This window comes from Marinibacterium profundimaris (assembly GCF_002210095.1).
Lineage (GTDB): Bacteria > Pseudomonadota > Alphaproteobacteria > Rhodobacterales > Rhodobacteraceae > Marinibacterium > Marinibacterium profundimaris.
This window is the reverse complement of sequence record NZ_AQQR01000003.1, coordinates 312,588-327,774: the sequence shown is the minus strand read 5'-3', so window position 1 is coordinate 327,774 and position 15,187 is coordinate 312,588. Positions and strand designations below refer to the sequence as shown.

10 protein-coding genes are annotated in these 15,187 nt (G+C 64.6%); 7 read left to right on the top strand and 3 right to left on the bottom strand.

Translation table 11 applies throughout. The features are described 5' to 3' along the window. Positions 1 to 197: 197 nt before the first annotated feature. The 7 genes from ATO3_RS09685 to ATO3_RS09655 all read left to right on the top strand — a co-directional run bounded on the left by ATO3_RS09685 (position 198) and on the right by ATO3_RS09655 (position 10,904). Entirely contained in the window at positions 198 to 1,436 is a 1,239-nt protein-coding gene (locus ATO3_RS09685) for an ABC transporter substrate-binding protein (protein WP_198963237.1), read from the top strand. Positions 1,437 to 1,533: 97 nt separating this feature from the next. Continuing rightward, a complete protein-coding gene (locus ATO3_RS09680) occupies positions 1,534 to 2,460 on the top strand; it encodes a carbohydrate ABC transporter permease (protein WP_088649643.1) in 927 nt (308 codons plus the stop codon). A gap of 4 nt (positions 2,461 to 2,464) precedes the next feature. After that, the gene (locus ATO3_RS09675; protein ID WP_088649642.1) at positions 2,465 to 3,358 is read left to right on the top strand and encodes a carbohydrate ABC transporter permease; all 894 of its coding nucleotides are present in this window, start codon (positions 2,465 to 2,467) and stop codon (positions 3,356 to 3,358) included. A 9-nt stretch (positions 3,359 to 3,367) separates the two neighbouring features. Continuing rightward, positions 3,368 to 5,296 (top strand): glycoside hydrolase family 127 protein, encoded by a 1,929-nt coding sequence (locus ATO3_RS09670; protein WP_088649641.1) that lies wholly within the window; start codon positions 3,368 to 3,370, stop codon positions 5,294 to 5,296. 3 nt (positions 5,297 to 5,299) lie between these two features. Further along, positions 5,300 to 6,394 carry an ABC transporter ATP-binding protein gene (locus tag ATO3_RS09665; protein WP_088649640.1) on the top strand — a complete coding sequence of 365 codons (1,095 nt, stop codon included), beginning with the start codon at positions 5,300 to 5,302 and terminating at the stop codon, positions 6,392 to 6,394. After that, positions 6,391 to 7,686, top strand: coding sequence for an alpha/beta fold hydrolase (locus tag ATO3_RS09660; protein WP_088649639.1), 1,296 nt, complete (start codon positions 6,391 to 6,393; stop codon positions 7,684 to 7,686). Before ATO3_RS09665 ends, ATO3_RS09660 begins: the two co-directional genes overlap by 4 nt. A 584-nt stretch (positions 7,687 to 8,270) precedes the next feature. Next, positions 8,271 to 10,904: a sulfatase-like hydrolase/transferase gene (locus ATO3_RS09655; protein WP_158217932.1), complete on the top strand. Its 2,634-nt coding sequence runs from the start codon at positions 8,271 to 8,273 to the stop codon at positions 10,902 to 10,904. A 135-nt stretch (positions 10,905 to 11,039) separates the two neighbouring features. Here the strand turns inward: ATO3_RS09655 and ATO3_RS09650 are convergent, their stop codons facing one another. The 3 genes from ATO3_RS09650 to ATO3_RS09640 form a co-directional block, all read right to left on the bottom strand. Then, a complete protein-coding gene (locus ATO3_RS09650; RefSeq protein WP_088649637.1) occupies positions 11,040 to 13,067 on the bottom strand; it encodes a hypothetical protein in 2,028 nt (675 codons plus the stop codon). After that, on the bottom strand, positions 13,067 to 14,293 hold the full coding sequence (locus tag ATO3_RS09645) for an ATP-grasp domain-containing protein (protein ID WP_088649636.1): 1,227 nt from the start codon (positions 14,291 to 14,293) through the stop codon (positions 13,067 to 13,069). The genes ATO3_RS09650 and ATO3_RS09645 overlap by 1 nt, the downstream gene beginning before the upstream one ends. Positions 14,294 to 14,503: 210 nt before the next feature. After that, positions 14,504 to 14,764, bottom strand: coding sequence for a hypothetical protein (locus ATO3_RS09640; RefSeq protein WP_088649635.1), 261 nt, complete (start codon positions 14,762 to 14,764; stop codon positions 14,504 to 14,506). Positions 14,765 to 15,187 lie beyond the last annotated feature (423 nt).

Below are 15,187 nucleotides of genomic sequence, written 5' to 3'. Positions count from 1 at the left end.
AAGGTGGGCGGTCGCCTGTGTTCTTTCGTTTTGCCGCCGGAGGACCAGTCTGACGGCAGCGAAAATTTCAGAACCACTGTCTTTTAAATTTTCTCTGTCTACAAACAGTGGACAGGAGGAATTTTGGCTCATAAAGTATGATTATACGGGTCCCCGATCAAAAACCCCGGGCCCATCAACAGGAAAGGTCCATCCGCATGAAGGCAGTAAGTTTGATTTCCCTGGCCGCTCTTTCGGTTGCCACAACGGCGGCGAGCGCCGAAGAAGTCAGCATCTGGGTGCGTACCAGCACGGCGCCCATCCTCGAAGAACTGGCGTCCCGCTACAACGAAAGCCATGACGACACGATCGACGTGGTCCCGGTCGTGGCAGAGCAGATGGTTCCCAAGCTCGGCGCGGCACTGGCCGGGGGCGCGGCCCCGGCGGCGGTCGCGATGGACCTGATCTACATGCCGACCTTCGCGGCCGCGGGCATGCTGGAAGACATGACCGGGTTCATTGACAGCCTGCCGTATGCCGACGCCCTGTCGCCCTCGCACATCCGGCTGGGCACCTACGAGGGCAAGAAATACGGCGTGCCGCTGACGCCGGATGCCTCGGTCATCGTCTACAACACCGACATGCTGGCCGAGGCCGGCGTGGATCCCGCGTCGCTGGAAACGCTTGAAGGCATCAAGGATGCCGCGATCGAGATCAGCGCCCTGGGCGACGATACCTATGGCTTCATGTATGTCGGCAATTCCGGGTCGTGGATGGTCTACGATTTCATGCCGCATATCTGGGCCGCAGGCGACGACATCCTGTCCGAGGACGGGCGCACGCAAACCGTCGACACGCCGGCCATGCGCGAGACGCTGCAGCTCTATGCGGACATGTGGGCCGCCGGCGCGACGCATCCGACCACGCGGTCGGGCAACGGCAATGCCGCGGTCGAGGCCTTTGCGTCCGGCCAGGTCGGCATCCTGATGTCCGGCTCCTACATCGTGAACCTCCTGACGGCCAACTACCCGGACGTGGCCTTCAACATCGCGCCGATCCCCGGGCCGGACGGTGGCCGGGCGACCTTTGCCGGCGGCGACGACGTCACGATGGTCAAGGGGATTTCGGACGAGAAGAAAGCGCTGGTGGAAGATTTCATCACCTTCTACCTCCAGCCCGAGCAGCAGGTGCTGATCACCGAAATGTCCGGCATGCCGTCGCGGACCGACATTGCCGACGTGGCCTATGCCGATTTCGACGAACGCAACCTGATCGCCTATGACGTGCTGAAGTCCGGTCGCACCCCCTATACTTACGCCAATGACGAACTCTTCGTCTCGCTGACCGGGCCCTGGCTCGAGATGCTGGAAACCGGGATCTTCGACGGGGATGTCGATGGCGCGATCGAGACCGCGTCGGACCGCTTCGAGCAGATCCTGAAGCGCACCAACCCGTAACGCACCCTCACGTCGATACGTCATGCCGGCAGCCTCGAGTTGCCGGCATCCTTTCCTGGACCGGCCCGCACGGCCACAGCATCAACGGCCCCAGATCATGAGTGAAACCGCCGAAGCAGGACCTTCCCCCGAAGAGCCGCCCGTCGTGACCCGAGAGCCGCATCAATGGCTCGGGGCGGCGCTGATCACGCCCAGTCTTCTTTTCATCGGGCTACTGTTCCTGCTGCCGATGGGAATGACCGTCTGGATGAGCTTCCATAACTGGCCATTGCTGGGGGAACCCCGGTTCATCGGGCTGGAGAATTTCTCGGAGCTCATGGGCGACCGGAGGTTCTGGAGTTCGATCCGGTTCACGGCGCTTTACACGGTGCTCGTGACCTCGGCCATCTTCCTCGTGGCCTTTCCGCTGGCGCTGCTGGTCGACCGTCCGCTGCGCATCGCAGGCTTTTTCCGGACCATCTACTTCATGCCCGTGGTCATCGGCTTCGGCGCGGCGGCGACGCTCTGGACCTGGCTGCTGAACCCCGACAACGGTGTCTTTGCCGAGCTGCTGTTGCGGTCCGGCCTGGTGGACGCGGCGCCGCGCCCGACCGAAAGCTTCTGGCCCGCGCTGATCGTCGTGATCCTGATGGTGGTCTGGAAGCAGGCGGGCTTTACGATGGTCATCCTGCTGACCGGGCTGCAATCGGTCCCGGACGACGTCACCGAGGCGGCTAAGATCGACGGCGCAGGTCCGCTGGCGCGCTTTGTCAGGGTGACGCTGCCGCTGATGCGCAATTCGATCATCCTGGCGCTGGTGCTGAACGTGACCTGGTCAATGCTGGCCTTCGACCAGTTCTTCATCATCACCCAGGGCGGCCCGCGCAATTCGACCGTGACCGCGGTCTTCTCGATCTATCTGCAGAGCTTCTCGTCCTATCGGCTTGGATATGGCTCGGCGATGTCGCTGGTCCTGCTGGTCATCCTCGTCGCGATCAGCGCCATGCAGATGGCGATCGTCAACTTCCGCAAGGCCCCGGAGTAATCACATGAGCGACGCGACTTTCAGCGAGAGCCACGCGGACGACATCCCGCTCGAGGCCACCCCGGCCATCGATCACGTCAAACGGGCGCTCTACATCATCCTGGGCTTCGCCATAGCGGCCATCTTCATCATGCCGATCGTGTGGTCCGTGGCGAATTCGTTCAAGCTTCCGGCCGAGACCCTGTCGGACCCGGTCCGGCTGATCCCCCGCAATGTCTCGCTGGACAATTACCGCAACCTCGACACCGTCGGCGACGGGCTGTGGAGCTTCGTGCGCAACTCGCTTTTCCTTGCGGTGGGCACGGTGGTCGTGACCCTTCTGATCGCGGTGCCGGCAGGCTACGGGTTCTCCAAGTTCCGGTTCCCGGGCCAGAACGTGATTTTCGTCGTCATCCTTGCCACGATGATGATCCCGTTCCAGTCGATCCTGACGCCGCTGTTCCTGATCCTCGTGAAGCTGCGTTTGGCCAACAGCCTGACGGGCCTCGTGCTGATCTACGTGACCTTCCAGCTGCCCTTTTCGATCTTCATGATGCGCAATGCCTTCGACGCGGTGCCCAAGGCCCTGATCGAAAGCGCGCGGATCGACGGGGCCAGCCAGTGGGCGCTGATGCGGCGCATCACCCTGCCGCTCGCTCTGCCGGGCGTGGCCACGGTCGCGATGTTCGCCTTCCTGAACTCGTGGAACGAATTTCTCGCCGCCCTGATCTTCCTGAGCCAGGAGGAGAAGTTCTCCCTTCCTGTCATGCTGGTCAACGTGACCACCGGCATTCGCGGGATGATCGACTGGGGCGCGCTGCAGGCCGGGATCACCATCACCATGGTGCCCTGCATCCTGCTCTTCCTGACACTCCAACGCTACTACGTGCGCGGTCTTGTGGCCGGCGCGGTGAAATAAGGTGACCCGATGAACCCGCACACCAAAGGCCTTGCCGCCTCCCGTTTCGTTCCGGTGGACCATGCATCGGTCCGCTTCCCTCGTGGTTTCTGGAAACACTGGCACGACACCGTCCGCGACGTCACGGTGCCCACCCAGTACATGCGGCTGGAAGAAGAGAAGTTTCTGGAGGTTCTCGATTTCAAGTCGCCTCCCGGCCCGCTTGCCCGCCCGATCCAGCCCTCCGGCCTGTCGATGCAGCACTTCTTCGACAGCGACTTCGGGAAATGGATCGAAGCGGCCTCCTATATGCTGAAATACCAGCGCAATGCCGATATCGAGGCCAAGATCGACGATATCGTCGACCGCCTGGAAGAGGGCCAGATGCCAGACGGCTACCTGAACTCGTGGTTCATCCGCCGCGAGCCCGAGAAGCGCTGGACCAACCTGCGCGACCTGCACGAGATGTATTCTATGGGTCATCTGCTGGAGGGCGCGGTGGCCTATTACGAGGCGACCGGCAAGCGCAAGTTCCTTGATATCATGTCGAAATGCGTGGACCACATCATCGACACCTTCGGCACCGAAGAGGGCAAGCTGCGCGGCTACGATGCCCACGAAGAGATCGAGATCGCGCTGATCAAGCTCTACAAGATCACCGGCGATCCGCGGCACCTCCGGCAGGCCTCGTTCTTCGTGGACGAACGCGGGCAGATGCCGTCCTATTACGACGACGAGGCCCGCCGCCGCGGCGAAGAGCCGGACGACTACATCTTCGAGACCTACGCCTACAGCCAGGCCCACAAGCCGGTCCGCGAGCAGACCGAGGTGGAAGGCCACGCGGTGCGGGCCACCTACCTCTTTTCGGCGATGGCGGATCTTGCGTTCGAGACCGGCGACGACAGCCTGCGCGCGGCGCTTGAAACGCTCTTCGGGCATCTCACGTCGAAGCTTCTCTATGTCACCGGCGGCATCGGCTCGTCGAAGGACAACGAGGGCTTCACCCGCGAATATGACCTTCCCAACGAAACCGCCTATGCCGAGACCTGCGCCTCCATCGCGCTTGGGTTCTGGACCCACCGCATGGCGCAGACGGTGCTTGACGCTCGTTACACCGACATTCTCGAACTGGTGGCCTTCAACGGGGCGCTGTCGGGGATCGGCCTCGACGGACATTCGTATTTCTACGAGAACCCGCTTGAAAGCCACGGTCAGCATCGCCGGTGGCAATGGCATTACTGCCCTTGCTGCCCGACCAACATCGCCCGGTTCATCGCCTCGATCGGATCCTACCATTACACGGCCAAGGAAAACGCGCTGGCCGTCCATCTCTATTCCGACAACAGCGTGACCCTGGCGCTTGGCGGGACCGAGGTGGCCGTCACCCAGTCGACCGACTATCCCTGGGATACCGACGTCAGCTTTGCGATCGACCCGGCGACGCCCGCAGATTTCGACCTGTCGCTGCGCATTCCGGGCTGGTGCAAGGGCGCGCGGCTGTCGGTGAACGGCGAGGACATCGACCTCTCCGCCGTTACCGAGCGCGGCTATGCCACGATCAGCCGGACCTGGTCGGCGGGGGACACGGTGACGTTGCATCTGCCCATGCCGGTGGAGCGGCTCTATGCCCATCCCGATGCCACCGAGAACGCGGGGCGTGTCGCGCTGAAACGCGGCCCGGTAGTCTATTGCGTCGAGCAGGCCGATGTCGGCGTGCCTCCTCAACACCTGATCCTGAGCGCGGACGACACGTTCGAGGCGGAATTCCGGCCCGACCTGCTGGGCGGGGCCACCGTGCTGACGGGCCCGGCCCTGAAGATGAACGCCAGCGAATGGCAGGGCGCGCTCTATCAGGGCAGCAAACCGACGACCGAACCGGTGACGGTCACGGCGATCCCCTATCATCTCTGGGCCAACCGCGACGCCGGCGGCATGCTGGTCTGGATGATGGAGCGCTGACGGATGGCTGGACTGGTCCTGCAAAACCTCATCAAGCAATATGGCACGACGCGCGTCGTTCACGGCATCAACCTCGAGATCGAGAACGAGGAATTCGTCGTCTTCGTCGGTCCCTCCGGCTGCGGCAAGTCCACCACGCTCAGGATGATTGCCGGGCTCGAACATATCTCGGGCGGGCGCATCTACATCGGCGACCGGGTGGTCAACCGGGTCTCGCCGGGCAAGCGCGACATCGCGATGGTGTTCCAGAACTACGCGCTTTACCCGCACATGTCCGTGGGCGAGAACCTGGCCTTCTGCCTGCAGCAACGCGGCACGCCCAGAGCCGAGATCGCCACCAAGGTCGCGCAGGCGGCCGAGACGCTGGACATCACCAGCCTTCTCGACCGGCGCCCCAGCCAGTTGTCGGGGGGGCAGCGGCAGAGGGTCGCGATGGGGCGCGCCATCGTGCGCAACCCCGAGGTGTTCCTGTTCGACGAACCGCTGTCGAACCTTGATGCCAAGCTGCGGGTCCAGATGCGGGGCGAAATCAAGCGCTTGCACCGGCTGATCCCGACGACGACCGTCTATGTCACCCATGACCAGACCGAGGCCATGACAATGGCCGATCGTGTCGTGGTCATGAACCATGGCCATATCGAACAGGTCGGGCGTCCCCTTGAGCTTTACGAGAAGCCCGCGACCACATTCGTTGCCGGCTTCATCGGATCGCCGCCGATGAACCTGCTGCCCGGCACCCTGTCCGGCGCGGGCGATGACCTCGGCCTCACGCTGGAGAACGGGACGACGGTTGCCCTGCGCGGCAAGGTGCGGGCGGGGGTCGAACAGGCGCGTTCGGCCAATGTCGTTCTGGGCGTCCGGCCCGAGGCTGTGGGGATCGCCGCGCAAGGGCCGCAGGGCGTGCCGGTGCCGGTCACGCTGGACGAGGTGGAACCCCTGGGCATCGAGACCCTGGCCTATGGATCGATCGGCCGGACCACCCTTTGTGCGCGGCTTGCGCCCGACGTGGCCTTGCAGGCCGGAGCCCCGGCGGATCTGTTCATCGACACCGACCGCGCGATGCTGTTCGACGCCGAGACGACGCGGGCCCTGACATGACCGTCCGGCATGGTCCGACCTACCGGGGCCCCGCAGGCGTCCTGAAAGAGGTCAGCGTCGACGTTCCGCTGGACTGGTCATCCGAGGACGGCCCGACGATCTCGGTCTTCTTCCGCGAAGTCGTCGATCCGGAACGCGTCCATGAGGATCTGCCCCTGCTGCTGTTCCTGCAGGGCGGTCCCGGCGGGAAATCCCCGCGACCGGGCGCCGGCGATCCGCCATGGCTCGCCGAGGCGCTGAAACGGTTTCGGGTCATCCTCCTGGATCAGCGCGGAACCGGGCGCTCGACGCCGGTGACCGGCAACCGCATGGCCGCGCTCTCCGCCGCGGAAGGGGCCGATTACCTCTCGTGCTTCGGGACGGATGCGATCATCCGGGATTGCGAGTTCATCCGCGCCGCGGTCTATGGCGGCGTGACCTGGACCACGCTGGGCCAAAGCTACGGCGGCTTCCTGACCCTGCATTACCTGTCCACTTTCCCTCAGGCGCTCGACAGCTGTCTGGTCACCGGGGGGCTCGCCGGGCTGAGCGCCACGGCCGAAGAGGTCTACCGCCGGACCTACCCGCGCGTGGCCGGAAAGAACCGTCGCTTCGCCCGGAGGTACCCCCACGCGGTAGAGATGACCGCGCGCATCGCCGACCTGATCGAGACCCGCGCGCCGGTGCTCCCGGACGGGGATGTCCTGACGGTGCGGCGGTTCCAGACCCTGGGCCTGGATTTCGGCATGGCGCCCGGGTTCGAGAACGTCCTGTGGACACTGGACGAAGCCTTCGATCCCGACGCCGCCAGCGGGCTGTCGGACGTCTTCCTGCACCAGGTCATGGCCGCCACCTCGTTTGCCGGAAATCCCCTGTTCGTGGCACTGCAGGAGAGCATCTACGGCCAGCACGGCGGGGTCACGGGCTGGGCCGCCGAACGGGTCCGCGCCGAGCATCCGGCCTTTGACCCATCCGCCCGCCCGCTGCTGTTCACGGGCGAAATGATGTTTCCTTGGATGTTCGACGACATTCGTGGCCTGCGCAGTTTCCGGGGGGCGGTGAACCTGCTGGCCGAACGTCCGTTCGAACGCAGCCTTTACGACCCCAAGGTGCTTGCCGACAACGAGGTTCCCGTGGCCGCGATCGTATATCACGACGACTTGTACGTGGATGCCGATCTCTCGCTGGAAACCGCCGCCGCCATCGGGAACTGCGCTTGCTGGGTCACCAACGAATACGAGCATGACGGCGTGCGGAAGACACCCGCGGTCTTCCGGCGGCTTGTCGAAATGGTGCATCGCTTGCCGCTCTGAGCGCTGGCCGGACCGTCCCGCCCGGCGCGGACATGGGCGATCTGGCCTGATATACTCTTGTCCGGCCCGAGACGGGCCCTGATGCTCTGTTGGCGCTGCCGGCAGAGCTGTCCCGACATCGTCGTCGCAGTGATCTTCCTTGTCCGGGCGAAGCGTGAGTGGATCGGTATCAGGATCTCCGACAGGCGAGGGGACGCGCCGAGGCGCATGAAGCGGCAGCTCGACGGTCTGCACGCCCAAGCACAAACCTGCGTGGGAATCGAATGCTGGTCCGTCACGACGTCGCACGTCAGCCAGTACGGGGTGCGACTTCCCAAGGGAAACGCGGGCTGGGTCGGGCGATCGAATCCGGGGCCTCCGTCAGGAGGCTCCATTCTCACGCCGCAGACTGGTAAGCATACCTATAAAATTGGTTTATCTGAAGAATTCTTCCGGTGAAATGTGTCGAGGTGGCGTTTTGAGGGGGAACTCCTTGACGCGATCGCCTGGGCCGCCCGACGTCCTTGTGCATGGTCGGCACGCGCGCGGTATCAGAGGCGCCGGGTTCTGACGTGTTACAGTACCCAGTATGGAGCCGTTGTTTCATGGCCACGACAATCGTCATCTCGATAGATGACCTTGCCCAATGGATCGCGCCGGGCGGCGATCTCTTCGGACAGGTCCGAACCCCCAACATCGACAGGATCATGGGAAGCGGCGTGACCTTCGCCAATGCCTTTGCCGCCGAGGCGCTCTGCAACCCGTCCCGGACAGCGACGATGAGCGGCATGATGCCCGACACCACCGGCGTGCACAGCAACGGGCAGGCCTGGTATCAGCATGTGGAGCCCGGGCAAACCTGGATGGCCCAGTTCCTCGATGCCGGGGCAACCGTCGGAGTCTTCGGGAAGGTGTTCCACGGGAACATGCCGGCCTCGGTCGCGAATGCGATCACGTCCGAAAACCTGCCGCTCTCGGGGTATTATTCCGGTGCGCCGGCCACGGCATATGTGCAACCCCTGCCGCCCGGCCTGACCGAAGACGACCTCGCCGACGAGATCGCCATGGATGCGGCGCTCGATTTCCTGGCTGCCCGGGCGCCGGGCGAGGACGTCATGCTGAATGTGGGTCTGGTCAAGCCCCATACCAGCTGGGTGGTGCCGCAGGCCTATTTCGATCTCTATCCGCTGGACGAGGTCGTCGTGCCCGGCCTGGTCGGCGAGGACATGAGCGATGTGCCCGCCTTCATCCGTGAGCAGTTGCCGCATGGTCCGCTCCCGGCCACCGCCGACGACGCGCGTCTGTGGATGCAGGGCTACATGGCCAGTGTTTCATACGCCGATGTGCAGGTCGGCCGCCTGCTGGACCGGCTCGACGCGACCGGCAACTTCGACGACAGCAATATCATCCTGTGGAGCGACCACGGCTATCACCTGGGCGATCACGACGGAAACTGGCACAAGTTCACGCTGTGGGAGGAGGCGACGCGTGCGCCGCTTGTGATCAAGCCCGCCGGCAACGCCAATGCCGGCACGTTTGTCGACGACATCGTCAGCCTGATCGACATCTATCCCACGCTGACCGACCTTGCCGGACTGCCCCGGCCGGCGCATCTGGAGGGGGACAGCCTGATGCCGCTGGTCCTTGGAACCGGCCCGGCGGAGGGCGACGGGCGGGCGGTGACCTGGATGTACGGCTCGGCCATGCTGCGCAGCCCGAAGCACGCCTACATTCTCTACGAGGACGGCTCGGAAGAGCTTTACGACATGATCGCCGACCCCCGGCAGCTGAACAACCTGGCCGGCGATCCGGCCCATGCAAGGGTGCAGGCCAACATGCGGGAACGCCTGCTGGAAAAGGCCGGGCTCTACGATGTCGACGGACGATGGACCCATGGCACCGACGCGAACGAGAGCTTTCTGCTGTCGCATGCCGGCGATGGCGCCGCGGGCGGGGCGGGGGACGACCTCTATTTCGTGAACGCCACCAATGTGCGGATCGCCGAGGGGCCCCGCGGCGGGGTGGACACGGTCTTTACCGATGTCGATTTCACGATGCCCGACAACGTGGAAAACCTTCTGACTAAGATCTTCACGGCCGGCGCCATAACCGTGCGTGGCAATGGCGGCGCCAACCACATCTCGCTCGACGGCCCAAATCAGACCGCCTGGCTGGGCGGCGGCGACGACAGGGGAAGTACCATACGCTCGGACAACGCCATTTACGGGCAAAATGGCAACGACGATATTTCGGGCGGCCCCTGGTCTGACCGGCTCGACGGCGGCGCGGGCGACGACAAGATAAACGGGGGCGGTGGTGGCGCGGATCTGCTGACCGGCGGCGCTGGAGACGATCTGATCCAGGGCGGCGGCGAGGGGACCAGGATGATCGGCGGCAGCGGCAATGACAAGCTGCTGGGCGGTCGTGGCAGCCAGATGCTGAGCGGTGGAGACGGCGCGGACGTCCATCGGGGCGGGGCCGGAAAGGACTGGGCCGTGTTCAACGCGGCGAGGTCGGCCGTCACGGCGGATCTGGGCAACGAACTTCGCAACCGCGGCGAGGCATCGGGTGACAGACATGTCGGGATCGAGGGGGTGATAGGGTCGCGCTGGAACGACACCTTCATTGGAACCTCTGTCGCGAACGACTTTCGCGGCAACGACGGCAATGACCGGCTCTATGGCAAGGGCGGCGCGGATGCGCTGATCGGCGGGGCGGGCAAGGACATGCTGATCGGCGGCGCCGGAGCGGATGACCTGCACGGCGGAACCGGCAACGATACCGCCGGCTACATGGACGCCATGGCCGGCGTGGTCGCCGACCTGCAGGGCGGGGCGCGGCAATCCGGCGATGCGAAGGGCGACCGCTTCTCCGACGTGGAAAACCTTGCCGGCAGTCGCTTTTCAGACCTGCTGTACGGCGACGGGAACGCCAACCGGATCGTCGGCGGCGACGGCGCCGACCGGCTTACCGGGCGCGGCGGCAATGATCGGCTGACCGGCGGGGCGGGCACCGACCTGTTCGTGTTCCACACCGGTTCGGGACGGGACGTTGTCACGGATTTCGAGGTGGGCGTGGACCATCTGGTCATCAAGGGATGGGGGTTTGGCACCGAGGACGAGGTGCTGAACGGCTTCTTCCAGAACGGCAGGCATGCGGTTCTCGAATCCGGTGAAGGGCGCCTGACCCTGCTGGACGTCCAGGTGGACGACCTGTCGGTGGGCGACATCATCGTGTGACGGCGTGGGGCGGTCCTCTGCGACGAGGCGCACAAAGAACGGCTGGCTCGCCCCCGCCGGCCCGGGGACCGGGCTGCGGGGCCTGATCTTAGGGGCGATGCCGGCAGCTGTGATGGGGCGCGGTCGAGGCCTCGGTCAGGCCCCGTCGATCATCCCTTGCGGCTGCCTGTCGGCCGCCCAGCTGGCGATGGCCCGGTCACGGACCGCAGCGATCACGTCCTCGGGGATGTCCTGCCCGTAGCTGCTGCGCAGGGGCTCGTCGTGAAACAGGTAGACGCGCGAGAGAAAGGCGTCGAACTCGAGAGAGCCTTCCCCCTGCCGTTCCCCGTGGCCCGATGTCGAGACCACGACGCCATTGCCCCAATCCTGACCGCTGTCGTTGTTGGGATTGTAGAAATACACGCGCATCCGCCCGGTCTGGTCCTCGGTCACCCTGAGGATGGCGATCGCGTGCCAGCCGACGAACCGCTGCTGCGCATCCGTCACGGCGATCCCTGCCGGTTGCGGATGGCCAAGCGGGCGGCCGCCGTTGTAATCGGGATGATAGGTCGCGAAGAAGCGGCGCAGGAACCCGTCGTAGGCGTCAAGCTGTCCGGTGGTCACGTCGACGGCCACCGCGCAATCCCGCGAGACCCACCAGCCGTGGAACTGCGGGTTGATCCACTTGTGCGGATCGCCGGGACGGCCGGCGCAATGGCGGCCCATCTCGGCATAGATCCGGTCCAGATGCGCAACCAGCAGGACCGAAACCGGATCGGCGTCGATCGGGCCGGACCCTGCAAGACCGACCGGCAGGTCGGCGGAGTTGATCTGGACCCCTTCGAACTGCATCTGCAACGTGTCGAACTCGGCCACCTGGGTGATGAGGTGCAGCAGGTAGTCGGGATCGTTCAGCGCCCAGAGGGCGATGGCCCGGGCCGACTGGCATGTGGGGTTGGCGCCCTGGCCGACGCCCAGCGGCTGCCCCAGGACCCGGAGCACACCGGACAACAGTTGCGTTTCCGGCGGCACCGCGGGACCGAAGCCAAGCGCGATGCGGTCGCGTGCCGCGCCGCCAAGCCGCAGGGACAGCTGTCGTTCCAGCGCGGGAACCATTGGCGCGTGATGCAGGATGCCGCGTTCCAGAAGCATGGCAAGGCCATAGGCGGCCTGCGGCGTGGCCGGGGTCACGGCGCTGCGAACTAGTTTCTCGATGAGGCCGCGGTAATGTCGCCAGCAGTCCAGCCCGGTGGTGCCGAGGCCAAGCGCCTCGGGGATCAGCGGGCGCTGGTCGAAATCCAGCGCCCAGATCAGGAAGGCCGCGTGGTAATCCGAGACGAGCCCGGTGTCATGCATCGCCCGGGCAAAGCCCATCGCCTCGCGCGACAGGCCGGTTTCGTCGGCGATCGAGATACGTTCCAGGTAAACCGACAGTCCGGGATCGTCGCGCGAGGCCGCGGTGGGCCCGAACAAGGCGCTGACAAGCCGCTCGGCCCCCAGGCGGGTGCTGCCGGGCTCGGTGCCCTTCTCGTTCAGGGCCACGGCAATCTGCGCGATCATGTCCTTGACCACGCCGACCTGTACCGACCGCTGTTCCAGCAGGCGCCAGATCTCCGACACCAGCACGCTGAGCACATCGTTCAGCCCGATGTGATCGGCGATGTGGCGCAGCACGCGGCGCTTGACGTCCTGGCGCGCGCCAAGCCCGCGGGTGGCCTCGTCCGAGACGCCGAACAGGTCCTTGAGGTTCAGCGCCAGCACCTGCGTGAGGAAATGCCGGGCACCTTCCTCGTGAAGGTTGTCGTGCCGTGCCTCGCCATCCGCCACCGCAAGGAACCGGGCCAGGCTGGCGGCCTCGAGCGCCTGGAAGGCCGGATCCTCGGACACCAGCGTACCGCCCACGAGCTGCGGCAGCAGCGCTTCGGGACGATCCCAGTCGGACCCGGCGAAAAGGCCGGCCGCATCCATGCGGGCCGCGCGCTGACGCACCACGCCCAGCCCGCCGGGCTGGGCAATGATGCGGCCGAGCACGTCCAGCACCGGCCCCTGGTAGCGGGACTTGGCGAACGGCCGGGCACGCTCCAGCCGGTCGACCGCTGCATCGAGCGTCACGGCCAGGCGCATCACAACGGACTTGTCACCCCCGGACTGCCCGTCGTCGGGGGAGGCGTCTTGCGAAGTCATCAGACGTAGTAATCCAGCTCTTCCTGTTTCTTCAGAAGGTCCCGCAAGTCGTGCGGGTTGTTACCGAAGAAATACGCCAAGCCCCAATGCGTGCCGAAAGCTGACCGTTTCGCCACTTTCTGTTCGCGCGGATCCGCGAGTTCGTGGAACTCGAAATACGGATGGTTGGCGGTCTCTTCCGGTATCTCCAGGCGACTTACGACCCGGCGGCGCGGGTAGACGCCGAAACAGCCGGCATGTCCCTTGGCATCCACGATCTCTTTCGGAAAGAAGGCGTCCAGTTCGTCCTGCGTGGTCTTCGGATCGAAGGCCAGGACAAGGCCCTGGTAGCCGTTGAAGCCATAGGCGCGCTCGATCAGTTCCAGCGCGTTGAAGCCGGGCGGACGATAGGCAACCTCGCCGAAGTAGAGCTTGTTGTCGTTGGTCAGGAAGTATTCCGGGTGGATGAAGCCGAATTCGATGTCGAACACATCGATCAGCTTCTCGATCTCTTCCGTGATCCGTTCGCGGTGCGCCTCGAGCTCGGGCGTGGCGGGGACGAAGACCGAATAGCCCAGCGTCACGTATTCCGAGATGTTAAGGAATTCGATCTTGCCGTTCTTGATCCAGGCCTCGACCGCGAATTCCCAGCCGTCCAGGTGGCTTTCCAGCAGGGCGGGGAATTCCTCGTCGGGGATGTTGTCAACATCCTCGGGCGTGCGGATCACGCGGTGGCCGGCGGTGCCGGACTTGTCGAAGGCCTTGAAGTGGATCGGGTCGTTCGGGTCGCCGTCCAGCTTCAGCAGGGTCTGGTTCACGCGCTTGAGAAAGCGGATCACGTCGCCCTTGTCATGCGCTTCCTCGAACACGCCCACGCGGATGCCGCCCAGCTGCGCGCGCCGCTTCATCAGCGACTTGTCGCGGAACAGCATGGCCTGGCCCAGCAGGCGCGGGTTCTTCAGCAGAACGGCGTTCACGGCGCCGGCCCATTCCACCGTCTCTTCAAAGATCGGGATGGCGACGTCGACGCCCATGTCGTCCAGCTGGTGCGCAAGCTCGTGCGAGCGTTCGTTGAGCCGGTCGAAATCCCACGGAACGAAGGGAATGTCGTTCTGTTTGCAATAATCTTCGGCCCAGGGCGGTGCCACGACGACATAGCGCCGATCGAACCGATCGACGGCGTCGATGGCGTTCAGGCTCCAGCCGAGCAGGGCAACATACCCCTTGTCCGGGTTCTTGTCTGTCATGTCTTGTCCTTTCATCGGGCAGGCCGTCGGGGGCGCGTGGGCGCCCTGTCCGCTCGCAGACTTGGAAGGGTCACAGTGCAAGGATTGCGATCCCGGCGAGCTGGCTCTGCATCGGTTTCGGTTAGTAAGGGTAATGCGCATCCGCGCGGTATCAACCGGCGAGCGCACCAAAGGGGGAAGGATGGGGGCTGACTTAGGGTCAGCCTGGCTTCAGAGCAGGTACCTGACCGGGCCGTCGGGACTGATCGTCTTCGCGCCGTCGGCGTCTTCGCAGACGTCGATCCAGGCCTTCTCGTCGTCGATTTCGACGAAGAACCGCCATTCATCAAGCTCCATCAGGGCGACGGCTTCGCTTGTGGTAAGCTGCCATTGCGACTTGCCCAGAAACCATTTGCGAACGCCACCGATCGCAACGATTTCGGATCCGTCCTTTGCAGCCTTGGCCCACGTTACCTGAGCGGGTGCTCCCATGAAAATCACCACCTTTCGTTGATTATGGTAACGCGAAATTACGATTGGTAAACGAAATGGGCCCTATCGTATTGTTCTTAAAACGGAACAAGTGGTTGAGCACCTGTCTGGATCGGGCCCGGCAGGCGGGCCGCGCACCCGAATCATTCAGGGCTGCCGTCGCGCGGTCTGACCCTTTCGCGGGCTGCATGCGGATCCCTGGCGAGCGCACGAAGCAGCAGGGGGCGCGGCCATCCACGCGATCCGGCTGCGGGGCAGGGACTGCGTGCTGCCTGCCGGTGAAACGAACCCGCTCCTTTCCTGTGCGCCACGTCCGGCCCCGGGCCATCTTTGCGGAACACGCTTCGCAATCTGGGCTCCACAGGGCATGGTCGCCCGAAGAACAGGGTCGGACAGTCTTCGGTCCATCCGGAAACAGGGAAT